General features: G+C 32.3%; 25 protein-coding genes. 2 read left to right on the top strand and 23 right to left on the bottom strand.

Annotation, left to right across the window (positions count from 1 at the left end):
* From RWM24_RS01910 to mnmA, 11 genes are all read right to left on the bottom strand, one after another.
* Entirely contained in the window at positions 1-900 is a 900-nt protein-coding gene (locus RWM24_RS01910; protein ID WP_314111018.1) for an ABC transporter ATP-binding protein, read from the bottom strand.
* A gap of 360 nt (positions 901-1,260) precedes the next feature.
* Positions 1,261-2,835, bottom strand: a complete 1,575-nt coding sequence (locus RWM24_RS01905; RefSeq protein WP_314111016.1) for an ABC transporter ATP-binding protein — start codon at positions 2,833-2,835, stop codon at positions 1,261-1,263.
* A gap of 298 nt (positions 2,836-3,133) precedes the next feature.
* Positions 3,134-4,351 (bottom strand): DUF438 domain-containing protein, encoded by a 1,218-nt coding sequence (locus tag RWM24_RS01900; protein WP_314111014.1) that lies wholly within the window; start codon positions 4,349-4,351, stop codon positions 3,134-3,136.
* Positions 4,344-4,586, bottom strand: a complete 243-nt coding sequence (locus RWM24_RS01895) for a DUF1858 domain-containing protein (RefSeq protein ID WP_314111012.1) — start codon at positions 4,584-4,586, stop codon at positions 4,344-4,346. The genes RWM24_RS01900 and RWM24_RS01895 overlap by 8 nt, the downstream gene beginning before the upstream one ends.
* Before the next feature lie 15 nt (positions 4,587-4,601).
* Entirely contained in the window at positions 4,602-5,060 is a 459-nt protein-coding gene (locus RWM24_RS01890) for a type II CAAX prenyl endopeptidase Rce1 family protein (protein ID WP_314111197.1), read from the bottom strand.
* 11 nt (positions 5,061-5,071) lie between these two features.
* Positions 5,072-5,602, bottom strand: coding sequence for a hypothetical protein (locus RWM24_RS01885; protein WP_314111010.1), 531 nt, complete (start codon positions 5,600-5,602; stop codon positions 5,072-5,074).
* On the bottom strand, positions 5,592-6,956 hold the full coding sequence (locus RWM24_RS01880) for an MATE family efflux transporter (protein ID WP_314111008.1): 1,365 nt from the start codon (positions 6,954-6,956) through the stop codon (positions 5,592-5,594). The genes RWM24_RS01885 and RWM24_RS01880 overlap by 11 nt, the downstream gene beginning before the upstream one ends.
* Positions 6,957-6,958: 2 nt before the next feature.
* Positions 6,959-7,696 (bottom strand): HAD family hydrolase, encoded by a 738-nt coding sequence (locus RWM24_RS01875; protein WP_314111007.1) that lies wholly within the window; start codon positions 7,694-7,696, stop codon positions 6,959-6,961.
* 8 nt (positions 7,697-7,704) lie between these two features.
* Positions 7,705-8,145: an ACT domain-containing protein gene (locus RWM24_RS01870; RefSeq protein ID WP_314111005.1), complete on the bottom strand. Its 441-nt coding sequence runs from the start codon at positions 8,143-8,145 to the stop codon at positions 7,705-7,707.
* Between the two features lie 189 nt (positions 8,146-8,334).
* Positions 8,335-10,875 carry an ATP-dependent RecD-like DNA helicase gene (locus RWM24_RS01865; RefSeq protein WP_314111003.1) on the bottom strand — a complete coding sequence of 847 codons (2,541 nt, stop codon included), beginning with the start codon at positions 10,873-10,875 and terminating at the stop codon, positions 8,335-8,337.
* A gap of 25 nt (positions 10,876-10,900) precedes the next feature.
* Complete coding sequence (gene mnmA, locus RWM24_RS01860) at positions 10,901-12,025, bottom strand: tRNA 2-thiouridine(34) synthase MnmA (protein ID WP_314111001.1); 1,125 nt, start codon at positions 12,023-12,025, stop codon at positions 10,901-10,903.
* Positions 12,026-12,233: 208 nt separating this feature from the next.
* Here mnmA and RWM24_RS01855 point away from each other — a divergent pair, with 208 nt between their 5' ends.
* Positions 12,234-12,479, top strand: a complete 246-nt coding sequence (locus tag RWM24_RS01855) for a helix-turn-helix transcriptional regulator (protein WP_314111000.1) — start codon at positions 12,234-12,236, stop codon at positions 12,477-12,479.
* 62 nt (positions 12,480-12,541) lie between these two features.
* Here RWM24_RS01855 and RWM24_RS01850 read toward each other — a convergent pair whose 3' ends face one another.
* Positions 12,542-12,883 carry a cysteine desulfurase gene (locus tag RWM24_RS01850; RefSeq protein ID WP_314110998.1) on the bottom strand — a complete coding sequence of 114 codons (342 nt, stop codon included), beginning with the start codon at positions 12,881-12,883 and terminating at the stop codon, positions 12,542-12,544.
* Between the two features lie 40 nt (positions 12,884-12,923).
* A complete protein-coding gene (locus tag RWM24_RS01845; RefSeq protein ID WP_314110996.1) occupies positions 12,924-14,093 on the bottom strand; it encodes a cysteine desulfurase family protein in 1,170 nt (389 codons plus the stop codon).
* Positions 14,094-14,202: 109 nt separating this feature from the next.
* Between RWM24_RS01845 and RWM24_RS01840 the strand changes: the two genes are divergently transcribed.
* Positions 14,203-15,465 carry a replication-associated recombination protein A gene (locus RWM24_RS01840; protein WP_314110994.1) on the top strand — a complete coding sequence of 421 codons (1,263 nt, stop codon included), beginning with the start codon at positions 14,203-14,205 and terminating at the stop codon, positions 15,463-15,465.
* 124 nt (positions 15,466-15,589) lie between these two features.
* On the opposite strand, the gene RWM24_RS01835 is transcribed toward RWM24_RS01840, so the two are convergent.
* The 10 genes from RWM24_RS01835 to RWM24_RS01790 form a co-directional block, all read right to left on the bottom strand.
* Complete coding sequence (locus tag RWM24_RS01835; protein WP_314110992.1) at positions 15,590-16,303, bottom strand: DUF4241 domain-containing protein; 714 nt, start codon at positions 16,301-16,303, stop codon at positions 15,590-15,592.
* Between the two features lie 26 nt (positions 16,304-16,329).
* Complete coding sequence (locus RWM24_RS01830; protein WP_314110991.1) at positions 16,330-16,836, bottom strand: hypothetical protein; 507 nt, start codon at positions 16,834-16,836, stop codon at positions 16,330-16,332.
* A gap of 234 nt (positions 16,837-17,070) precedes the next feature.
* Positions 17,071-17,835, bottom strand: coding sequence for a class I SAM-dependent methyltransferase (locus RWM24_RS01825; protein WP_314110989.1), 765 nt, complete (start codon positions 17,833-17,835; stop codon positions 17,071-17,073).
* A 676-nt stretch (positions 17,836-18,511) separates the two neighbouring features.
* A complete protein-coding gene (thiD, locus tag RWM24_RS01820; protein ID WP_314110987.1) occupies positions 18,512-19,336 on the bottom strand; it encodes a bifunctional hydroxymethylpyrimidine kinase/phosphomethylpyrimidine kinase in 825 nt (274 codons plus the stop codon).
* Positions 19,329-19,982 (bottom strand): thiamine phosphate synthase, encoded by a 654-nt coding sequence (gene thiE, locus RWM24_RS01815; protein WP_314110985.1) that lies wholly within the window; start codon positions 19,980-19,982, stop codon positions 19,329-19,331. Before thiE ends, thiD begins: the two co-directional genes overlap by 8 nt.
* Positions 19,966-20,793 (bottom strand): hydroxyethylthiazole kinase, encoded by an 828-nt coding sequence (locus RWM24_RS01810; RefSeq protein WP_314110983.1) that lies wholly within the window; start codon positions 20,791-20,793, stop codon positions 19,966-19,968. The genes thiE and RWM24_RS01810 overlap by 17 nt, the downstream gene beginning before the upstream one ends.
* Entirely contained in the window at positions 20,778-21,308 is a 531-nt protein-coding gene (thiW, locus tag RWM24_RS01805; protein WP_006702744.1) for an energy coupling factor transporter S component ThiW, read from the bottom strand. Before thiW ends, RWM24_RS01810 begins: the two co-directional genes overlap by 16 nt.
* A gap of 12 nt (positions 21,309-21,320) precedes the next feature.
* Positions 21,321-21,989, bottom strand: a complete 669-nt coding sequence (tenA, locus tag RWM24_RS01800; protein WP_314110980.1) for a thiaminase II — start codon at positions 21,987-21,989, stop codon at positions 21,321-21,323.
* A gap of 4 nt (positions 21,990-21,993) precedes the next feature.
* Positions 21,994-22,647, bottom strand: coding sequence for an energy-coupling factor transporter transmembrane component T (locus tag RWM24_RS01795; protein ID WP_314110978.1), 654 nt, complete (start codon positions 22,645-22,647; stop codon positions 21,994-21,996).
* Positions 22,631-23,986, bottom strand: a complete 1,356-nt coding sequence (locus RWM24_RS01790; protein ID WP_314110976.1) for an ABC transporter ATP-binding protein — start codon at positions 23,984-23,986, stop codon at positions 22,631-22,633. Before RWM24_RS01790 ends, RWM24_RS01795 begins: the two co-directional genes overlap by 17 nt.
* Between the last annotated feature and the right edge of the window lie 2 nt (positions 23,987-23,988).

Here is a 23,988-nt window from a genome sequence, read left to right as displayed (position 1 = left end):
TTACTCTCTCCCTTCATCATCTGAATGAAACAGTTCTTGATAAATGATTTCGCAACCTTTTATACCATAAGTCAGACTATATATGTCCTTCAAATTTGATTGAATCCACAAAAATATGGAATCTAGTTCATTCAAATCTTTAATACTGATGCTCAATTCTGAGGGATTAGATAATATATTCATATTCAAAAATTGTTCAATAAACTCTTTATATCTATCCTCTGATGAAAATTGTATTTCAATTGATTGATTACACTGATCTTCAAGATTATATTTTAATGCAATCCTCTTATCTTTTAAGAAATACACCTCATCAGCAATACTATTTAGATTATTTAACAAATGAGACGCAATGATAATTATTTTACCTTCATTTTTTAAACTCTGAAGTACATTAGATATTAATTGCACGTTATCTGGATCCAATCCATTCATCACTTCATCTAATAACATAACTTCACAATTTGTTACAACTACTAACGCAAAACAAAGTCTCTGTTTCATTCCTAACGAGTAACTAGAAACTTTATTGGAGATATATTCAGTCATTTGTAATTTTGAGACAACTTCAGCAACAAATGATGGTTTAATATTCCACATTTCAGCATAAAATTGTAAATGTTGTAAGCCTGTCAAGTCAGAATACAAATCATCTTGATTACACATTCTCACGATTTTTCGTTTCATTTCCAAATAATGATTCTTATAATTTTTATCATCCAACAAAACACTTACAACTTTATGATTTAAATTACCGGCGATAATCTCTATTAGTGTAGATTTACCTGTTCCATTTGGCGCTACTAATCCAATAATTCTAGGCTTGTCAATTTGAATATGAATATCATTTAATACTTCTTTTTTCCCATATGAAAATTGAGATATACTAATATTTAGCATTCTACCCCTCCTCATTTACCCACCTATTTAAATAATTATTAATTCTTCCGTTACAATCACAAAAAATTTATCCCCTATAAAATATTTGATGCTCATGTAATCACAAATAAACTTCCAAATTTCTAATGTTTCTTTAATTATATTCTTCCTTTCAATTAATGTAAAGGCTTTATTTACAATAAAAAAAACTTCTGAATCTGTACTGCACCCTATTGGACATGTTTTTTAATGACATTAACTTATAAAGATAGAATTGAAATCTATCAAATAACAAGACATGATTTTAGGTTAATGAATCTTTTAAATGGGACGTAATCCAAAGAAAAACGCGCCAAAAAATTTGGCGCGAATCCCTAGATTTTATAAAAAATAAATTTTATCTAATTTTGAGCTTATCTTATCATCTAAATGATGTGAAATAATAATGACCGTTTTCTCAGAATCTTCTACAATTTGCTCTTCTATAGCAACCGCCGTTTTAGTATCAATAGCTGAAGTTGCTTCATCTAAAATAATACATGGTGTATTACGTATTAATGCTCGAGCTAATGTAAGACGTTGTTTTTCCCCTCCTGATAAATTATTTCCGTCTAAAGAAATAATCGTATCTAATTTTTCAGGTAAGTTATTTACTAAATCATACAGTTTAACCTTTTTCAAAATATCAAAAATTTCTTCATCAGTTTTCTTCATACCAAGTAGAATATTTTCTCTAATTGACATATTAAAAATTGCACCTTCTTGACTCACATATGCAATCTCTTTTGAAAAAAGAACATCCTTATTCTTTTCTTTCACAATGCCATTTACTTTTAATTCTCCATCAAAATTATTTATTCTACCTAAAATAATATTGAGCAAAGTAGACTTTCCACTTCCACTAGGACCTAAAATTGCGTATTTTTTACCTTTTTCAAATTTAAAAGATAAATTATCAAAAATCTTTTTCTCGTCAATAGAATATGTTATATTGTTCCCTTCTATTAAGGATAAATTGTCATATTCTATTGTTTCTGCTATCATTTTAGTTTCTAACTTCTCAATAACATCATTCATACCTTGCATTGATACGACTATTTCTAGGAACATACCAGTAGAATTTAAAAATAATGCTAGTATTGCTGGAACTGATAATAACATTCCAATACTGATTTCCTTTTGTAATACTAAATAAAGAACAAACATAAACATAATACCTTCAAATATTCTTTGTGAACCATAAAATGTTAAGGTAGCAAAAGAAGTATATTTCTTAGCTACAACTCTCTGATTCTCAACATCTGTTTGAGCTTGTTTGATTTTTTCTTTTAATATAGAAAGTGCATTAAAATTTTTTAAAACATCATAAGCAGAAGTGTATTCCTGTAATGTATTAGTATATATACCACTTAATTGAGAAAACTTCTGATATGCCATACCTATTTTTTTTCCAAACCGAGTTCCTACTATCATTAAAATTATTAGTAATAAAAGTGAGACAGATCCTATCTTCCAATTAATTGAAAATAATATAATTAGAGATATAGTTGATAATACTACATTACTAAACAGATTTAAAAAAGGTTCAAAATAAGTTGTTGAAATACGCTCTAAGTCAGTTGTGTACCAAGATATGTACTCTCCATGTTTTAGCTTATGATAGTTATCGTATCCCATTTTTTCAATATTTTCACTAACGCCACTGCCAATTGAAACAATCCAATCTTTAATCAACTTTGCATTATTAATCGATAGACAAGACTTTAGTATTTCAGTAATTGCCATTACTAGAATTAATACAATACCATATAAAAAATAATTATGATTATTTGCTAAAAAATTATCGAGTATCAGAGTTCTTCCATAACTACTAAAGATTGTTCCTAATGCAATTAAGATAGTAAGAATTATTGTTCCAAACCACCGATATAAATTTATTGTAATATATTTTTTCATAAGTTCTCCTTTTTCAAAATATTTTATTTTGTTATTTCCATTTATGCTTCTTCCTATAATTATATATTAACATACATTTTGTTTTTTTCATCTTTTTTTAATTTAAAAAATATTTTTATTGTTTTATCAATTTTTAACAAAGATAATTTATAACCAAAATTTAATGTTTATACTATCATAAAAATAATCTTTTAATAATAAAAAACTCTCCGAATCACTCGGAGAGCCCGTATTTATTATTTACAACTTCATTGTTAGAAGTTACTGATAATTTAAAACTCATTTTAAGCTTCTCAGCTTACGATAACTCTCGTTTCAGAGGTTGACTTTCAAAATTCTTCACGTATGGTGCAATATTTTGGACATATTCTAATACGCCCATATACTCTCCTTGAGCATTTCGTACGGCATGATACGTTACGTGAATCATTTTATCTTCTTTTTTAAACCACATTTCTTCTTTTTCTTTCTGCCCAGATCGTAATTGTTCAAATAATTGTGTTACGATGGCATGGATTTTTGGTGGATGACAATTAATAACATCACGACCAATCGCACTCTTTGTGCGCTTGAAGATTTTCTCTTCACTGTTGCCTTCGTTGTAATATTTAACAATGTTATCCTTATCGACAAATGACAGTTCCATTGGAAGTAGGTTTAATAATAAGTCTAATTGCTCTAAGGATAAGGAGCCAGTTGATAATGGGATATCTCCTGATTCTTGAATTTCATCTTTAGATTGAATAGTGGAAGGTTTCTTTTCTACTTTCCATTCTGCTTCAGGAGTGACAATGCAATAGCCATATTGTGGAGTATCTTGCGCCATCTTTTCCCAATCATCTACGTGGAAAGCTTGTGCAATCATAGGAATTAAAATATTTTCCTCTTTAAAAATCATTTCTAGCAGTTCTTCTTTAGCTACTAGAAATTGTTCCATGACATCATCTGCTTGTTCATCAAAAGCTTGTTTGAAATTTTTATAAATTTCTCTTATTTCATCGTGGACTCCCCACATTACTTTTGGTGGAGCCGTAATTCCTTTAGATTCCATTATTGGAAATAGAGCATATTCTTTTCTTAAATAATGATTTTCAAACTGATCGAGTAAGCCGATTTGACGTTTTAATCCTTTTAATAGATCTTCATCTTTTGAAGATAAATAAACCAGCAACAATCGTTCAATTCGGTCAATGGCTCCTCTGAGGGCTAAATTTTCCTTTTTTAGAACCATTACTGGATGTCCTTCTTTTTCAAAATCAGGCATCCCTTCTCCAGCATCTACTTTAGCACTCATTAATGAAGCGTGAATCTTACAAAGACGCATAATTTCTTCATAAGTAATTCCTTCTTGCATTAAGTTTCGTTCCATTACTTGAATTTCATAGGGAGAAACGGAATCAAAATGTTTGTTAAATTCTTCTTGGATAATTTCTTCTTTTTCCCCTTGATGCAATCGGAGCATTAATTCTTTTAATTTTTCTTGACGTTCTAATGGTGTCATGGCATCATTACTCATTGCTCTCCCTGCTTTCTTTTACAATATATCCATTCAATTCTAATTGACGAATAATTGTGTCCAGTGGGATTTTAGCAATTTTAGAACCTTTTTTTAAACTTGTAATTCTTCCAACTGTTTGAACCATCTGTGGCTGAGATAAAGGCGTAAATCCTAACTCAATGAGTAAATCTTTTACCTCAGGATGATTTTGTAAAGTTGTATATACCGTATCTTCTAAATAAATTGTATTCATCGAATCTCTCCCATCTTATAATCGTTGTAACCCTAATAACCCAACTAATAAGCAAATGATAATATATATCCATACAAACATTGTTGTAAACACAACAGAATACGTTCCTTTTGGAGTTCTGTTTGCTTTGATATATGAAATGACTTCTTTGCGATAAAGGAATAAGAAAATCACCGATACACAGCTAGTAATGATTAATAAAATATTCGTTACAGTATCTGCTAATTCTATTCCTAAAAGTGCAGGCAAACCACTTTCTACTAATAAACTAAATCCAAAATTATTTAATATATGGAAAAATACTGCCCATAAAAAACTATATTCTAGAGCAATATACGCAAACAATATCCCAACAAAGAAAGCAAAAACTCCTTGAATTAAATTCATATGGAATAATCCGAAAGCCATTGCAGAAATTAGAATACTAAAAATTTTTCCATAATGTTTTAATCGATAAACAACTCCACCACGAATTAATAATTCTTCTACAAAAGGACCTCCAACGCTGCATAAATCACCATCATCAATGAATCATCACCACTTGTGGCAGCTTCAATTGCACCTTTAGTACTTAAACCAATTTGATTTAAGAAAAATTCGAATAATTGAGCGCTTTGAGTAAAAATAAATTGGCAGCCAAACAGTATAATCGTAAATACTGCAAAATATTCCAATGTCATCTTCTTTTGACGATAAAAGATCGTATCTTTCATATTGATTTGTTGTTTTTTGTAAAAAATACTAATACCAACAATCACTGCAACAATATAACCAAAGTCAGATAAATTTTGCAGATAAGTCTCTGTTACCATTGGTAAAAAGTCTGGTCTCACAGTTTTCACCATTTTAATTAGTTCACTACTAAGAACAAATAGAGAAAGAATCCCCATAAAAATAGCTGTATACACTAATAAATGTTTAAACATTTGTTTACTTAAAAGTTTTAAAGGCGGTTCCGTTTTTTTCACTACAATTTCTTCCTGAACTTCGACTACTTCTATTGATTTATTTTCCATGTACTAATCCCCTTTTATCAAATTTTATTTGAACTTTTCTTAATCGTAACATTAATAAGAAACAGTTTGCCATTAATCCTGTAATTAATGCAATCCAATAAGCATAAGGGCCTAAATCGGTCATCCAATCTAACATAATCCCTACCGGAAGACCAATCACCCAAAATCCTAATAAGCATAAAATAAATGGCATTTTTGCATCTTTATATCCACGTAATATTCCTTGAATTGGTGCTGCAACGGCATCAAACATTTGGAATAATAAACTATAGGATAAAAATACCATTGTCAATTGAATAAAACTTTCTGAACTTCCATATAAACCAGCAATCATTGGACGGTTAAAATATAACCACACTAATGTAAGTAATGCAATGAATACGGAAGTAGAAATTCCTAAACGAATATATTCTTTTGCAGATTGTTGATTTTTTTGACCAATTTCATAAGAAACAATGATGGTTAAAGCATTAGAAATACTCATTGGGAAGGCATACGCCAAATATGAAAAATTCATCGCAGCTTGGTGTGAAGCAATGACATGAGAACCAAATTTTGCCATTAATAAACCAACTAATGCAAAAATAGCAACTTCACCAAATACATTAAACCCAATTGGTAACCCTAATGCAAACGGCTCTTTCCATAATGGCAAATGCGGTCTTTCAAAACTTAATATATGATAAGATTTCAACTTTGGATGTTTTTTTACTACCAAAATGGCAACCATTAATAACACCCAATATGCCATCGCCGTTCCAAGACCTGCCCCTGGACCTCCTAGTTCAGGTAGTCCAAATTTTCCATAAATTAATGAGTAATTAAAGAACATATTTAATGGGACAAGTAAAATCATTAGAAACATCGATACTCTTGTTAATCCTAAGGCATCAATGAAGGATCGAATGACACTAAAGAGTAAAAATGGAATAAACCCAATCGATAAGAGTAATAAATAGTCTCTGGCAATCGTGGATACTTCAGCTTCTAAATGCATTTGATCTAATGCTGGATTCAATCCGATTAAGCCGATACAAAATAAAAGAACCGCTAATAATATTCCAATATACAAAAATTGAAACACAATTTTTTGAATACCATTTTTATCGTTCTTTCCAAGTAATTGCCCTACAATTGGAATTAGTGCTGCTACAATTCCATTTAACAGTGTAAAAAATGGATTATATAAACTTCCTGCAATGGAAACACCTGCTAGGTGCATTTCATGATATTGTCCAGTCATAACCGTATCAATAAATTGCGCCGAAAAATTTGCTAATTGATAAATTAAGACAGGAATTAAAATTTTAAATAATAATTTCAAACGTTCACTTGTATGATTTGTTTCGTACATATTCACTCTCCTTTAATATAATCTAGTAATTGTTCTACGGAATCTAATACTAAAATTGACTCATCTGTCATTTTTTGAACATCGCTACCGCTCGTTAAAACACCAATTCCCCCACCACAATTTTTGGCATATGCCATATCTAAATAGGAATCTCCAACGTAAAAGATATCTTCTAGTGGCACTCCTAAATCCTCACTTGCTGCAATTAAAGAATCTGCGACTGGTTTTGGTGGATAATTATCAGGTGTAGCAACAAAATCAAATAAATGCCAAATATTTAAAATTTCAAAAATGGTTTTCGTAGGAATATAACTATCATTTGTCACAACTCCTACTTGAATTCCTTTATTTTTTAATTCAGAAATTAAAAAAGCTACATCTCCAATTGGAATAATCATATCTGGATGCGCTAATAAATATTGTCTGAAATCTTCAAGTACTTCATTATATAAAGAAACTTTATCAATCGGAAAATATTTTCCAATCTTATCTAACATATCCTCAACGGTTCCTGAAGCAATGACACTATTCGGAATAATTTCACCTTGAACAATGCCTAATAATTCAAGCATTTGTTCAATCGTTACGGTTGAGTTTTCTTTAATATACGGCTTTAAAATGTTACGAATGACCATTTCTGTTGGTTCAACCCACATATTATCTATATTCGTTAAAGTACCATCCTTATCAAATAAAATAGCTTTTACTTCTCGATTTCCTTTATTTGTTTGTAATTTCATCATTAGACCTACTCTACATTTTGTAATTCAACACCGATAATATTATCCATTTTTTCTAATTGTTTTAAAATAGCGGATAAATCAGTTGTTGATTCAGAAATATCTAACATTAATTGCACAATCGCAACACTATGAATAGCTAAACCTTGGAAAATGGTTAATACATTCATATTATGACTTGCAAATAAGTCTAATGTTTTCGATAAAGTTCCTCTTTCGTTTTTCATGTGAATATTTAGAGAAGCTTTTCGACCATAGGTAACAGAAGAAAATCCTTGAACTTTTCGATAATATTTATAATAAACACTACGAGAAATACCTACTAATTTTACCGCTTCAGTTACATCCTTAGCTTGGTTTGTTGCTAATAATTCTTTTGCTTTTAATACTTTAGAAAACACTGGTGGAACAGCATCTGCTGATACTAAAAAATGTTTTTGGTTTTCCATAAATTTTCACCTCGGTTATATTGTATACGATAGAAGGACAAATTACTAGTTTGATTCTCATTTTTTTATAAAAAATAATATAAAAAAACACTTATTTCACAGGCAATACAACAAACAGAAAATGAGCTATATCTATTTGCTATTACGTGAAATAAGTGTTCGTTATAACACTATAAAATTCTAATTTCATCATGATTTTGACATAAAATCATATGGTGTTAATTCTTCCATTCCAATCATCGGATCAATACTGAAAGACTCAATTAAGTCCATTGTAAGAATATACGATTTTGTCTCTTTTTCAAGGACACTTTTAGAAGTAACTTGATAAGTTTCCTTTGCTTCTTCTACTGTGCTAACTTCCATTATTTTCTTAGAATTGGATGAAACATCATCAGTTGTTTCTTTTTCTGTTGTAAGACTTATGGATGGATTTTCTTCTGTGTGGTTATCGAGATTACTTTCCATCGCTGGCTCTTCCTCGATAGTGAAACTTTCAAAGCTATTTCCTTGCAACAAATCTTTTAAGCATGTTTGACGTCTTGCACTTTGACGATTCGCTGCTTCTTGGAATGCTTCATATTGTCCACACATAATTAAGAATTTCTTACTTCTTGTTACTGCCGTGTATAGTAAATTTCTCTGCAACATTCGCTGATATTGACCGACCATTGGTAAAATAACCATTTGGAATTCACTACCTTGCGCTTTATGAATTGAACAACAATAAGCATGCGTCAATTGAATAAAGTCATTTCGTTTATATTCTACTTCTACGTGATCAAAAGAGACATATATTTTATCGACTTGATCTTCATTTTCTTTGGCAAATATAATCGCAGTTACTTCTCCAATATCCCCATTATAAATATTTTCTTCTGCGACATTGACTAACTGCAATACTTTATCCCCTACACGGAAAACACGGTCAAATGATTCAATTTCTCGAACAGAATTTCCAATTTTTGGATTTAAAATATTTTGCATCATTTTATTAATTTCATGAATACCAGCTTCTCCTTTATACATTGGAGCCAGTACTTGAATATCTTTCTTCTGATACCCCTTCTTGATAGCCTTGACTACAATTTGTTCAATCACATCTAAAATCTGAGTTGAACGACACGGGATAAAGGTTCTATCAGGTTGGTTTTGAGTAAAATCCATTGGTAAATGCCCGTCTTTAATCGAGTGCGCTAATGTCACAATACTTGAAGAATCTTTTTGTCGATGAATTTGCGTTAATTCAATCGAAGGAATCTTATTCGATAATAGAAAATCTGTTAACACTTGTCCTGGACCAACAGATGGCAATTGATTTTTATCCCCTACAAATAAAATCTTTGTTTTCCCTGGAGTTGCACGCAGCAGACGATTCATTAGCCAAGTATCGACCATCGACATCTCATCAATAATTAAGAACTCGCAATATAATGAACGACTTTCATCATAATCATCCTGTTCTAATTCAGAATTTTCTTCTGCAGAAATTCCTAACATTCGATGAATCGTAGAAGCAGATATTCCTGTTAATTCATTCATACGTTTCGCAGCTCTTCCTGTTGGAGCTGCTAATTGAATGGCATCAGAATCTAAATCAATCTCTTCTAAATATCGATACATTTCTACGACACCATTAATAATCGTTGTTTTCCCTGTTCCTGGTCCTCCAGTTAAAATAAACAAGGATTCTTGCATAATTTTAATGAGTGCTTGTTTTTGAGAATCATCATAAATAATGCCAAATTTCTTTTGAACATGCTGAATGGCTTCTTCAATATCTTCTTTTGAATAGAGAGATTTCTTAGAAAGTTCCAAACGATGTTGAATCGCATTCACAATACCAATTTCTGCATAATATAACGAAGCTAATGATAAATGATTTTCTTCAGAAATAATAATTCCTTCACGAATTAATTCATTTAATGCATTCACGATTTGATCGGGTTCAATTAAAAATGAACGAGTTTGCTCCAATAATTTTTGAGCTGCAAGAACTACTTCTTTATCGATTAAATACGTATGCCCTTCTTGATAAGACAAATCCCTTACCACTACATAAACGGCACCTTTCATACGATATAAACTATCTGCTGCAATCTCTAATTGTTGCGCAATGGCATCAATTCTTCTAAAACCAAGTCCTTCAATGGACTGTAATAAGACATAAGGATCTTCTTTAATGATATCCATTGTTTTCTCTTTATAGAGCATCATAATTTTCTGAGCAAATACTGGAGTAAATCCCATATTCGTCAATTCAAATAAAATACGTTCTGTTCCCTGATTTTCAATAATGATATTTCGAATACTCCCACATTTCTTTGTCGATAATCCTGGCACATTTTTTAAGCAATCTTCATCTTGAATAATTTGCTCAATCGCATTTTCACCTAAACAGTCCACAATCTTCTCAGCTGTTTTTTCTCCAATGCCAGGAAATCGTCCACTAGAAAAATAAGCTATAAGTCCTTTTTTTCCAGTAGGTTGATGTTGTTGATAACTTAAGACAGAAAACTGTTGCCCGTATTTTGGATGCGAAACAACTTTTCCATTAAAACGATAAGGGGAATTATCATGAATCGTGCCAATAATTCCTGTTACAACAATCTCATCTGAGTTTAGTTGTACACTACTTTCCTGCACTCTTATTAATAATACTTTGTAGAAATTTTGCGGATTTTCAAAAAATGTCGCTAAAACTTCTCCTACAATGTATTCTTCACTCATGACTTCCCCTCTTTTCTATCTATGATTAAACGTACTGACGTTCGTTTCCTTCCATATAAGCTTTATCAATAATGCCTCCACCTAAGCAAATGTCTCCATCATAAAATACAACTGCTTGTCCAGGTGTAATTGCACGTACTGGCTCTTCAAAGTATACCATAGCTTTTGTCTTATCGTCTTCTTGGAATACAACTTTAACTTTTGTATCTTGTTGACGATATCTGAATTTGGCAGTACATTCAAATTCATTTGGTTTTTCTTCATCTGTATTAAATTGCAAATCTGTCGCAAATAATGAATCTGAATAAAGATTAGGATGATGGAATCCTTGTCCAACATATAATGTATTCGTACTTAAATCTTTTCCTACAACAAACCATGGATCATTCGTTTTACCACCGCCACCGATTCCTAATCCTTGACGTTGACCAATCGTATAATACATTAAACCAGCATGGTCTCCTTTAACCTCTCCATCTAATGTCACCATTTTACCAGGTTTAGCTGGTAAATAATGAGACAAGAATTCATTGAAGTTTCTCTCGCCGATAAAACATACACCTGTTGAATCTTTTTTCTTAGCAGTTGCTAAGTCAAATTCTTCTGCAATTTTACGCACTTCTTTTTTCTCTAAATGCCCAATTGGAAACATGGCTTTTGATAGTTGTTGTTGATTTAATTGACTTAAGAAATACGTTTGATCTTTATTATTATCCACTCCACGTAATAAACGAACTACTCCATTCTCGTCTTTTTCCACTCGAGCATAATGTCCCATTGCTACATAGTCTGCTCCTAACTGAAGAGCATATTCTAAGAAAGCTTGGAATTTTACTTCCTTATTACACATGACATCCGGATTAGGAGTTCTACCTAAACGATATTCTTTCAAGAAATATTCAAATACACGATCCCAATATTCCTTTTCAAAATTTACAGAATAATATGGAATTCCAATTTGTTCTGCAACAGCTTCTACATCTTTATAATCTTCTGTTGCAGTACATACACCATTTTCATCTGTATCATCCCAGTTCTTCATAAAGATCCCAATAACATCATAGCCAGCTTGTTTTAATAAAAGAGCAGTTACGGAAGAGTCAACTCCACCACTCATACCGACAATTACTCGGATATTTTCCTTATTCATTCAATCACCATCATTTCTAATTTTTCTCTGTTTTAACGATTTGAAGGTCGCTGTATCAATTTTATATCACTTTCTAAAAATTTTTTCAAAAAAATTTACTCAAAATCTTCTTAAAAGCGATAACGGTAGGAATTATAGCCCTTTACCCATTTGACAAATAATTTTATTTTCACTACAATTGTTATTGGTAAAAGGGGGGCATAAGTGTATGATAATATCTTTACGAGCAGCACGGGTTAATCGTAATTTGACACTCTTAGAAGCCGCCAAATACCTAAAAATTAATAAAGATACTTTAACGAAGTATGAAAAAGATTCTACGAATCTTCCTTACTCGTTGAGCAAACGCATGCAGGAGCTCTATGAGATCCCAGGCGAAAATCTTTATTTTGGCGATACTTTAAGCTTCGTGGCGCAGTTTAAGCCACTCCCTCACGAAGAAGATCAACAATAGTGATCGGAATACCTTCCCGTGCTATCTATAGAAACGAGACAGAGTAAACTCTGCCTCGTTTTTTATATTTCTTCTAATACACCACGTTCTACTAAACCTTCAAGAATAAATTCTAATTTTTCAATCGCATATGCATTTTTTTCATTTCCATATAATTGAACAGTTTGTAGTCCATCTTTTGTTGTTGTTGAAATTTTTAATAATTTCATTGCTTTATCAACGGAAACTTTTAATTTTAATCCACGATGTCCGACTACTAAGTCATCTAAACTGCGAATTAATTGAAAATTACCTGCTTTTGTTTCGACAAATCCATTATCTCTTAATGTATATCCTTTTACCGTTGGAGATACTTGATAAACATGATTTGAGTTTTTTAATGTTGCTGTTTGAGTAAATGCCATATGAACACTTCCTTTCATCACTTTCTTCTAGTTTAGCATACTATAGACGTTTAATCGAGGATATTGAGGAAATAAATGCATCAATATCTTCTTTAGTTGTCTCTCCTCCAAATGATAAACGAACAGATTCTACTACTCTATTTTTATTCTGAGGATACATGAGTGATAATACAGGACTAGGCTCTAAACTTCCTGCAGAACAAGCAGAACCCGCTGAAACAGCTACTTGATGTAGATCACACATGATTAATGTTTGACTGGCAGGAATGCCTTTTATCCATACATTACAAATATGAGGGCTCTTTTTTGATGTATCCCCATTGATTTCAAAAGGAATATGGCGAGCTGTTAATTGTTCTTGTAAATACTCTGACAATTCAATATATCTGTTCTTCTTCTCATTTCTAGTTTGAATTGCTAGTACAAGAGCTTTTTGAAAACCAACAATATATGGAACATTTTCAGTTCCTGCTCTCCACCCTTGTTCTTGTCCTCCACCTTTAATCAGTGCATGAATCGGTGCAGATTTTTTCTTATATAAAAATCCAATTCCTTTTGGCGCATGAATTTTATGCCCTGAAGCAGATAGGTAATCAATATGAGTAGTCGCTACATCCATTTCTTCTTGAGCAAATGCCTGAACTGCATCTGTATGGAAATAAGCAGGATGTTCCACTAATAACTCACCGATTTCATGAATCGGTTGATACGCTCCAGTTTCATTATTAACTGTCATAATCGATACTAAACGTGTCTTCTCCGTTAAAGCTTCTTCCACTTGTTTAACGGAAATACAACCTAACTCATCAGGAACTAACGCAATAATCGTGAATCCTAATTGTTTAGCATAGGCAGCAGATTTTTTAACGGATGGATGCTCGATTCCTGAAATAATGATTTCTCCTTTTTCTTCTGCAAAATGCTGACAAATCGATTCAAACACTAAATTATTCGCTTCTGAACCTGAACCTGTAAAAATAATGGAATCATTCGTAGCAGCATGTAACTCTTGTAATATATCTTTTTTAGCAGCTTGAATCTTTTGTTTTTGAGTACGACCAATTTGGTAAACACTAGAAGGATTCCCAAAATATGCCATTTCTTCAAAAATTGCCTTTTTTACTTCCTCTACAACCGGTGTAGTGGCAGCATAATCTAAATAATGCAACGATATCGTCCTTTCTTTTGGATAAAATTTTACATCTATCATTTTCTACTCTTACTAGTATAGTATATTTTTCAAAATAAGGTAAATATTTTTGACTCACGTCAGTATTTAAACTATGCTAAAATAAAATAGACAGAAAGTGAGGAGAATTATGAAAAATCAACCATTAGCATACAGAATGAGACCCACTTGCTTAGAAGAAGTTGTTGGACAACAACATTTAGTAGCACCTGGAAAAATTATTTCTCGAATGATTGCCGCCAAACAACTCTCTTCGATGATTTTATATGGCCCTCCTGGAATTGGAAAAACAAGTATTGCAAGTGCCATCGCAGGAACGACAAAGTATGCCTTTCGAACATTAAATGCCGCCACTGATACAAAAAAAGAATTACAAATTGTCATTGAAGAAGCAAAGATGAGCGGAACAGTCATTTTATTATTAGATGAAATTCACCGCTTAGATAAACCAAAACAAGATTTTCTTCTTCCACACTTAGAAAATGGACGTGTCATTTTAATAGGAGCCACTACTGAAAATCCATATATTGCCATTAACCCAGCCATTCGCAGTCGAACACAAATTTTCGAACTCATCCCACTGACACCAGAAGAAATTCATCAAGCGCTCAAACGTGCATTAACAGATGAAACAAAGGGATTAGGTAAATATAATGTAGAAATCGAAGACGGAGCAATGCATACATTGACGCATTTTTCAAATGGAGATGTTAGAAGTTCATTAAACGCTTTAGAATTAGCCGTGAAATCTACTACGGAAAATGAAGATGGAAAAATTATTATTACAGAAGAAATCGCAGGAAACTGTCTACAAAGAAAAGTATTCGCACATGATAAAAACGGAGATCAACATTATGATGTCATCTCCGCTTTCCAAAAATCGATTCGAGGAAGTGACGTAGATGCAGCACTTCACTATATGGCAAGGCTCATAGAAGCAGGCGAACTTATTACATTAATTAGACGATTATTAGTCATCGCTTATGAAGATATCGGATTAGCTAACCCAGCAGGAGCCAGTCGAGCCGTATTAGCTGTACAAGCTGCAGAAAAACTCGGCTTACCCGAAGCAAGAATCCCACTTGCCAATGCAGTGATTGAATTAGCACTCTCCCCTAAATCGAACACAGCAATTCTATCCATTGATGCAGCACTCTCAGATGTAAGACAAGGGAAATCAGGAACCATCCCTTCCCACTTACAAGATGCACACTATCAAGGAGCCCAAAAACTAGGACGAGGAACAAATTACCAATACCCACATAACTATCCAAATCACTGGGTAAAACAACAATATTTACCAGATACACTCAAACATGCACAATACTTCCACCCAGATCCAACTTCGAAATTCGAAGAAGCGTTGAAAGAACAGTATAAGAAGTTTCAATAATATGGAAATATCCCCCGACAAGAAATTCTTGCGGGGGATGTTTTCATAAGTCGAAACATACTTGGATTCATATAAAATCAAATCTTCTTTATTTAATAAATAGTTCATATATCTCCCTTTGAAATTAATTTATCGGTATATACTCTAAAACAATATCACAAAGATTTCCCTTTTCATCGTACCCAAAATATACAGGATACTGTCCATCTCCAAAACCAGACTGAATCATGGGAATTGATAAATCTGTATTAGGAATTTTAAAGTTTATCCAATCTCCATCTTCTCTTTGAAATTTTGGATTTTTCATGGCATTTTCTTTAAATTCCTTTGCAAAAAAATCATTATAAATATTTTTTTCAATATTTTCTTTATACCACTTCTCTACAAAATCACAATATTTATCTCTTGTTTCTACATCAACTATAGTTGCCAATCCTGCATCAACCTTAAATCCAAAAATACTTTCATTATCTACACCTTCTAGGTTTTCATCACCTTTTAAAGCTTCGTAATAAATCACAGGCTTATTTTCATTAAATTTTACTCTTGTAAGTACATAACGATAGTATTCTTCTTCGATTTCTGCTACCAAAGTTTCAATGCTATACTTTCCTCTTGGTACTTTGGTTAAGTAAGGTTTTTCAGCTCTACTCAGCCAAACCAAAGGATCTCTTACCAAAAGTTCTCCCGTAGGAAATATGATTTCTCCCATTTCTAAAACAAATAATTTTTTTCCATGAATTTTATTTTTTTCAAAAACTTCTGCATAGTTCATAGGGGCAACTAATAAATGTTTTACTGTTTCATATTTTTCAATCCATTCTTTTGTTGTATTCATATATACTCCTTTAAAAATTTATCGTTCTACGCTATTCCTAATCTTTCACCACGTATTTTAAAAATAGTATCCACATCCATATCAAATATCTTGCTTTTGAAATCTATTTCTTCAAAATAATAGTTCACTTTTTCTTTGTCGAATTCATTTTCTAATTGTTCCCATAAATCTTTAGTTAATACCACAAATGCCAAAGTATCATTCCCAAGACTTTCAAGACAAAAACGAATTTCATACTTAGGTTGAATAAACTCATTTATAGATTTAATGTTTGTATCTCTATCCATTTTTTCCTTATAGGGTATCATAAATGACTTATCTTTATGTTTTAAATAAATATCTTCTCCATAAGGTTTCCCATTATCTTTTAATACTATTTCTATCTTATCTTCTAGTTTTTCATTCACATAAGAGATGATATCTTCATCATATTCTCTATTATCGACCCATATAAGAGTATCGGATTCTAAAAGTTCTTCAAAATTGTTCGTATCTTCTAAAAAAGATTTTAATCTTATAAATGTATTATCCATAAATTTTTTCCTTATTTACTTTCAAAATAAGATTGTAGAATATACATTCATAGTTACTTTTCTATGTTAATTATACCATTTTGCATATACCCATATAAAGTGAAATAATTCATGGATAAAGAACAAGTTGATGTAAAAACACCAACTTGCACTTTTAGAATTACTTAAAAGTCAGATAAAAATTCGAGAGTGTACACTCTCTTGGGCTATTCTCCTGAAGTAACTTTCATAATATTATAGCTTCATGCAAAGTGTAGCAATATAGTCATTTCCATAATGGGTTAATCTATTTCTTTTATCACATGATTCATAAAAATCGATCATAGCAAGACCATTTTTTAGCTGTCCTCTAATCTGACTTTCTAACGTATGGCTAAATTCATATCCATATTCTGGATTTATAGTTATTTTGCCTTCTTGTTCAAGCTCTTTTGAATTAAAAGGGATTGAAAACTTTAAAAGTAATTCCTCATCAGGTCGATCCCATACAATATCAGCATCATACATGTAAATCCATGGATTCATAAATCCAACCATTAAAAGTCCACCTTTTTTCAATACTCGAGAGGCTTCTTTATACATATTTTCTAGATCTTCGATATATACATTTGAAACTGGATTGAAAATAATATCAAAAGTTTCATTTTCAAATGGGAATGGTTTTGTCATATCGCCTTGAACTGTGTTGATTGTTAATCCTTCTCTTTTAGCAACAATTTCATCTCTTTCTAATTGTGATGTAGAGAAATCCATTATGGTTACATCATAACCTTTTAACGCAAAAACTGGTCCCTGCTGTCCCCCACCACAAGCTAAACCTAATATCTTTTTTCCATTGGCTTTTTTAAACCATTCTTCCGGAACTTTTTTCCCAATTGTTAATGCAACAGAAATGGGCTTATTTTTAAGTTCTTCTAATTGTTCATGTGTTAATGGCTCGGTATAGTCATTATTAACATTATTCCATCTATTTTCATTAAACTTTATATAATTGGTCATCTTATAATCTCCTCGTAATTTTCACCATTATAATTTATGTTAGATGTATTGTCAGTACATTTTTTCAGATCTACAAGTTTTTCATAATCGATACAAAAATTTCTATTAAACAATGTTACAATCACACCACTATCAGAGAATGTTTATTAATTTTTCTTATTTTCTTGTTATTATTTTTCCCTACTTAAATACCAAAATGAAATATACGCTATCATTGCAATAAAAATATTATGGAGCAAACCTAATTGCATTTGATTGAAAACAAAATAATATATTGTAAAAACTAATGCAATCACAATATTACTTTTAATAATTTTTTTCAGACCAAACTGTTCTTTTCCAATCAGTATAATGAATAAATGGCCTAATAGTATCATTATAATTGACAGTATTATAGAAAACTCTGTTGACCTTAACAAAAGTGTATTCCCTAAGAAGAGTAGAATAAATCCGTAAAACCATTTTTTATTGTGTACCATAATATTCATTCCCCCTACAAAACATATTTATTCGCTTTCATTTTACTATTAGTTTACCTAGCTTTCAATATGATTTAGGAGAAATTCCATCCACCCTAAGATGCAACTAAAAAAGAATACAACTCTCCAATAGTAAAACTCATGACAACACACACTGTCATCCTCTCCTACATCGAAAAGTCATATTCCTATTTTTCTTACGCTTCAATTACTCGAACACTGTCATCCAACTTCGCCCAGTGATTTGTTGGGCCGTGTCCATTTCCTACATAGATTGGTTGAGCAATTGCACCTTGAATAAATTTACGAGCTGTAATAATGCTTTCTTTCAAAGGCTGTCCTTTTGCTAATTCAGCTGTAATACAAGCGGAGAATGTATCACCTGTTCCATGGGTAGAAGCTGTTTGAATTCGTTTAGCTTCTGTCCAAAATGCTGTTCCGTCTTCTAATAAGACAAAGTCTTTTACAATATCCAGTGTTCCATGTCCGCCTTTAATAATGACATTTTTTACGCCAAGATTTTGTAAAATAGCTGCAGCTTGCATCATATCTTTTTCTGTTAAGATTTTCTTGCCAATTAATTCTTCTGCTTCTGGTAAATTTGGTGTACACACTGTGGCAATTGGTAATAATTCTTTTTTAATCGTTTCAATTGCTTCTGGTTGTAATAATGGATGTCCGCCTTTAGCAATCATAACTGGATCCACAATTAATGGTCCAAAATTTACTTTTTTATAATTTTCTACTACAGTGCGAACAACTCGACTATCTGATAACATTCCTGTTTTTGCAGCACGAATATGAAAATCACTTGCCAATGATTGAAATTGCGCATCAATAAATGCACTAGGTACTTCATGAACTGCTTGTACTCCTAAAGTATTTTGAGCTGTTAAAGCTACAAAAATACTCATTCCAAAAACTTGTCGAGCTTGAAATGTTTTTAAATCTGCTTGAGCTCCTGCTCCGCCTCCTGAATCAGATCCAGCAATAGTCACTACTTGTATAGTTTCATTACTCATTTGCTTCCCCTCCTAAAATTTCCGTTACTTTTTTTCTTAAACAGTGACATTTTTGTTTGATATCTTTAGCTTTCATTATCTCACTGACAATGGCTACACCTGCTATACCTGTCCCTTCCAGTGGTTCCATATTGTCTTCTTTAATACCACCAATGGCTACGATAGGAATCGATACGGTTGTAGCAATTTCCTTAAGAGTCTCAATAGAGGTTGGTTGAGTAATGACTTTTGTCGTCGTTGGATAAATAGCTCCTACACCTAAATAATCTGCTCCATGTTGTTCTGCTTCTAATGCACGTTCAACTGTTTTAGCTGTAACTCCTAATATTTTGTCTTTACCAATGAGTTTTCGTACCACTTCAACAGGTAATTCATCTGCTCCAATATGAACACCACTAGCATCAACGGCTAAACAAATATCCACTCGATCATCAATGATCAAAGGAATTTGATACGTATCTGTGATAGTCTTAACTTTTTGAGCTAATTCATAATATTCTCTTGTACTGCATTCTTTTTCTCTTAATTGCACAAGAGTCACACCTGACCTACAAGCTTCTTCTACTTTTTTCAAGAAGTCTTCCTCTTTCCAATAATAACGTGCCGTTACTAAATAAAGGGCTAAAGTTTTATTTAACTTCTTCATTTGTCCAGTCCTCCATTTTTAACATTTCTTGCCAATTTTCTTGGTACAATTTTGATAGTTGATTACAAGTTTCGATTCGAAAACTTTCCATTCCTTGCTGGAGTACCTTGCTTGCTTTTTCTCCACATACATTAAAATAAGTAATCGCTCCAATTGTAGCTTCTAGTGGTTCAATTCCACTTCCTAAAAGGCCCGCAATTAAAGCTCCCACTACATCTCCAGTACCTGTAAATAATTCTAAAGAATCTACTCCATTTTTTAGGCAAAAACTGTTTGAATTCGTAACAACTAAGTCTTGTTCTCCCGTTGCTAGAAAAACTGTTTGAGGATAAATTTTAGCCAAATTTCTTAATGCGTGAACTAAGTCTTTTAATTCCATTGTACTTTGGTCTTCCTTAGCATTATCGACTCCTTTGGCACTACTCTTTAGTCCAGCCAATCGTCTCATTTCTGAAATATTTCCCTTCACAACGGTAACGCCTATGTCTAATAAACGTTGTACTAAAATAAGACGATTAGATAGTCCAACTATTCCAACAGCATCTACGACAAGAGGCTTTTGATAAGCATTTCCAAGTTTTGCTGCTTTTATAATGCAAGCTTCTTTTTGTTCTGTTAAATGTCCAATATTTAGTAATACGGCAGATGATACTTGAATAACAGATTCAATTTCTCGTTCATCTTCAGCCATAATTGGTTTTGCCCCTACATATAATAATGCATTTGCCACTAACTCTTTTGTAATTCCATTCGTAATACAATGAATCAGAGGACGTTGTAATGGGAAAATATTTTCTAAAACTTTTTGCATAATGGACATTCCTTAGTTGGCGCAAATAATTTTTGAATACGTTGAATAGTTGATACGTTTTTTAATTTTACCCAAACTAACCAAGCAATCGTTGAACCAATAATCGCTCCTCCACAAAAACGTGGTGTATAAACAAACCAGAATAATCCAGTTGTTGTTCCAGTAAACCAAACCATTACAGGATAAGATAATAAAGAACCAATTAATCCTGTTCCAATAAATTCACCAATCATCGCTCCATAGATGTTCTTAGTCATTCTAGCTCCAATTCCTGCTAATAACGCTCCAAATACTGCACCTGTTAATGCTAAAGGTGGAATCGCTAATAATGTCATACGAAGTATCGCTGTTAAAAATGCCATAGCTACTCCGTATACTGGTCCCATTAACATAGCTGCAATGACATTAATCGTGCTAGACATTGGTGCCATTCCTTCAATGCGCATTAATGGGGATAAAACCACATCTAACGCTACCATCATTGCTAAAAACATAATTTTTTTATTTCTACTCATTTTCCTAACTTCCTAACCTTCTAATTTCCATGTTTCGTGTGTATATGCCATTTCCCAAAATAAATACTCAAATTGGCAACTACGATAAAATGCTTCTATCATCTCTTCTTTTGTTTCATCTGTTGCTTCTTCATATAATCGTTCAATAACTCCATATTCATATTGAACAGCTTCTTTACTATCTTCGCCCGCATAAGTCATAATCCATCGTTGATACATTTCGTGAGGAGAACCTTGTTTAATTAATTGTTCCCCAATGGCTTGATATAACCACGGACAAGGTAACATTCCTGCACAAGCTACGACGACATTTTTTTCTGCTAGTTGTCGATACAAATGCGATACATAATTATAAGCAGTTGGAGCAATCGGTGTATTTTTGATTTCTTCTTCATCAATACCCAATTCTTTAAAAAATTCTTCTCGAATTAATTGTTCCCCTTGTGCTAAATGTTGCGAATTTCTACTCATTAATTCTTTCACTTCTGCATCATCTGATGCATCTGAAATGATTTGATATAATTTACTAAAATGTTCTAAATAATAACGATCTTGTAATAAATAATAACGAAATATCGAATCACCCAATGTCCCATCTTGTAATCCCGTTACAAATGGATGTTCAAAACTTCCTTGCCAATAACGTTTAGAAACTTCCATGGCTTTTTCTGTAAATGTCATTTTCCTACCTCCATAACCATCCAATACTATTTCCTACTACAAATAATAAAATCATCCATCCCAGAGCTTTACCATCATTTTTCCAAATAATCGATGGGGTTCGTTTTCCTTTTTCATCAAATCCATGGCTTATCATCGCTTGTTCATATTGCTCTTGTAAGTGATAAGCTGTAAAAATGACTTTGATATAATATAAGCTTGACCAAAAATGTAAGGGACGACCTCTTAATTGACTCGCTTCCTTCATTTGCACAACTTCTCTTCGAATATAAGGAAAAGCATGAATAATGACTAATAAGCCATAGACAAAATGAGGAGGCAATCCTTTTTGTTCCAGAACTAATAATAGTTCTTCCAAATCCACACTAAATGCCAATAAAAATCCTAATAGAGCAAATGCAAATGTTCTTGTAAACATCACTGAAGCAAGCTCTAGATGAATTCCTTGAACACGAATCGACCAATAACTACCAATAGCTGGAAATAATGGAACAATGATTGTTGCACCAATAACTCCCCACTGCTTTTTCCAAAGAAGATACAAGAATCCAACAACTAATACAAAAATATTCAAGACATTTGAAGGAACAAACGATAATTCAATCGTCACTATGATTAGAAAAAGAGAAAAAGCTAAACTTTTAGACTGTTTTTCCATGTTGCATGCCCCCTTTTTGTAATGTCTGCTCACTGATTTGAATATGATGTTGACTCACACCTTCTAAAGGGGCTAATCGATGAGAAACGACTAATAATTGTTGATCATGTGTTTGTTGATTCCACTTCATCCATTCTCCTATCAATTGGCAACTTTTTTTATCTAATCCGGTAAAAGGTTCATCCAATAATAAAAATGGAATCTCTAAACTTAGCATACAGATTAGCTGAATCAATTTTTGTTCTCCGCCACTTAAATACATCAAACTTGTATCCAGTTTTGAACCTAATGCTGTTTCTGTGAGTATTCGTTCTTGCCATTCTTGAGTATGAGCAAATCTCTTCATTCCAAAATTCAATTCATCCCTTGGCATTAAAGTGACAAATTGATGCATTGCTTCTTGAACGGTCAATGTTACCAATTTAGAACGATTTCTCTTAGTTATTTTTTGCCCTTCATACATAAAATTGCCTTTTACTTTTGACAATTGAACCATTGCTCTTAGTAAAGTTGATTTTCCGACACCATTATCTCCGGTTAAAGTCGTAATTCCTTTTTCTAAAGAAAACGCTGGAATCGACCATAAGCCTTCTTTTATAACATTTTGAAAGGTGAAAAACTTCTCTGTAGAAACTCCTTCTTGTTCTAATGAAATAACAGAGTGATTCGATAATGAACTGATAGGAAGAGTCTGCAAGCAACCTTGCTGAATATGTGATACACAACTAACATATTCGCTGTAGCCATTCGTATCATGATCACTAATAATAACTAATTTGCCTTTTTGAGACAGTTGAAATAATAATTTCATTAAGGAGCGTCTACTTTTCTCGTCAACACTCGCAAATGGCTCATCTAATAATAAAATTGGAACATCCATTGCTAATAAAACTGCAATTGCAGAACGTTGTTGCTCCCCTCCAGATAATTGAACAAAAGGCCGATCTAATAAATGCTGCGTTACTGTATCCATCGTAACGTGATGAATTCGTTCTTGAATTTTTTCAAAATCATACCCTAAATTTTCAAGAGCAAACGTTAATTCACTCCGTAAATTTTTCATTGTAAATTGACGATAAGCTTTTTGGAATACAGTTCCCGCAATGGTTGCTCTTTCTACAGGTGTCATAGAAGAAATATCTTTTCCTAACAAGTAACACTGTCCTTCAAAATTCATCGGTTTAATGCCCGATAAAAATTGAAATAGAGTTGACTTCCCACTCCCCGTATCACCTGTTAATAAAATGAATTCACCCATTTCTAGTTTGCAATGGAGATGTTGAAGAATGTTAGTTTTCCCTTGCCAAACGCTCACATCTTCTAAAGTGATTCCATTCATTG

Origin of the sequence: uncultured Granulicatella sp. (assembly GCF_963516875.1) — a bacterium.
Lineage (GTDB): Bacteria > Bacillota > Bacilli > Lactobacillales > Aerococcaceae > Granulicatella.
The sequence above is the reverse complement of the archived record's forward strand: the minus strand, read 5'-3'. Positions and strand labels throughout refer to the sequence as shown.

Excerpts from the sequence above, each read along its gene's own strand:
- RWM24_RS01885 (WP_314111010.1), bottom strand. The coding sequence starts at position 5,602 with ATGGAAAATAAATCAATAGAAGTAGTCGAAGTTCAGGAAGAAATTGTA.
- RWM24_RS01850 (WP_314110998.1), bottom strand. The coding sequence starts at position 12,883 with ATGGCATTTACTCAAACAGCAACATTAAAAAACTCAAATCATGTTTAT.
- RWM24_RS01840 (WP_314110994.1), top strand. The coding sequence starts at position 14,203 with ATGAAAAATCAACCATTAGCATACAGAATGAGACCCACTTGCTTAGAA.
- thiW (WP_006702744.1), bottom strand. The coding sequence starts at position 21,308 with ATGAGTAGAAATAAAAAAATTATGTTTTTAGCAATGATGGTAGCGTTA.
- RWM24_RS01795 (WP_314110978.1), bottom strand. The coding sequence starts at position 22,647 with ATGGAAAAACAGTCTAAAAGTTTAGCTTTTTCTCTTTTTCTAATCATA.
- RWM24_RS01790 (WP_314110976.1), bottom strand. The coding sequence starts at position 23,986 with ATGAATGGAATCACTTTAGAAGATGTGAGCGTTTGGCAAGGGAAAACT.
- RWM24_RS01855 (WP_314111000.1), top strand. The coding sequence starts at position 12,234 with ATGATAATATCTTTACGAGCAGCACGGGTTAATCGTAATTTGACACTC.
- mnmA (WP_314111001.1), bottom strand. The coding sequence starts at position 12,025 with ATGAATAAGGAAAATATCCGAGTAATTGTCGGTATGAGTGGTGGAGTT.
- RWM24_RS01880 (WP_314111008.1), bottom strand. The coding sequence starts at position 6,956 with ATGTACGAAACAAATCATACAAGTGAACGTTTGAAATTATTATTTAAA.
- thiD (WP_314110987.1), bottom strand. The coding sequence starts at position 19,336 with ATGAGTAATGAAACTATACAAGTAGTGACTATTGCTGGATCTGATTCA.
- thiE (WP_314110985.1), bottom strand. The coding sequence starts at position 19,982 with ATGAAGAAGTTAAATAAAACTTTAGCCCTTTATTTAGTAACGGCACGT.
- RWM24_RS01865 (WP_314111003.1), bottom strand. The coding sequence starts at position 10,875 with ATGAGTGAAGAATACATTGTAGGAGAAGTTTTAGCGACATTTTTTGAA.
- RWM24_RS01810 (WP_314110983.1), bottom strand. The coding sequence starts at position 20,793 with ATGCAAAAAGTTTTAGAAAATATTTTCCCATTACAACGTCCTCTGATT.
- RWM24_RS01870 (WP_314111005.1), bottom strand. The coding sequence starts at position 8,145 with ATGGAAAACCAAAAACATTTTTTAGTATCAGCAGATGCTGTTCCACCA.
- RWM24_RS01905 (WP_314111016.1), bottom strand. The coding sequence starts at position 2,835 with ATGAAAAAATATATTACAATAAATTTATATCGGTGGTTTGGAACAATA.
- RWM24_RS01830 (WP_314110991.1), bottom strand. The coding sequence starts at position 16,836 with ATGGATAATACATTTATAAGATTAAAATCTTTTTTAGAAGATACGAAC.
- RWM24_RS01825 (WP_314110989.1), bottom strand. The coding sequence starts at position 17,835 with ATGACCAATTATATAAAGTTTAATGAAAATAGATGGAATAATGTTAAT.
- RWM24_RS01900 (WP_314111014.1), bottom strand. The coding sequence starts at position 4,351 with ATGAGTAATGATGCCATGACACCATTAGAACGTCAAGAAAAATTAAAA.
- RWM24_RS01835 (WP_314110992.1), bottom strand. The coding sequence starts at position 16,303 with ATGAATACAACAAAAGAATGGATTGAAAAATATGAAACAGTAAAACAT.
- RWM24_RS01895 (WP_314111012.1), bottom strand. The coding sequence starts at position 4,586 with ATGAATACAATTTATTTAGAAGATACGGTATATACAACTTTACAAAAT.
- tenA (WP_314110980.1), bottom strand. The coding sequence starts at position 21,989 with ATGACATTTACAGAAAAAGCCATGGAAGTTTCTAAACGTTATTGGCAA.
- RWM24_RS01845 (WP_314110996.1), bottom strand. The coding sequence starts at position 14,093 with ATGATAGATGTAAAATTTTATCCAAAAGAAAGGACGATATCGTTGCAT.
- RWM24_RS01875 (WP_314111007.1), bottom strand. The coding sequence starts at position 7,696 with ATGAAATTACAAACAAATAAAGGAAATCGAGAAGTAAAAGCTATTTTA.
- RWM24_RS01910 (WP_314111018.1), bottom strand. The coding sequence starts at position 900 with ATGCTAAATATTAGTATATCTCAATTTTCATATGGGAAAAAAGAAGTA.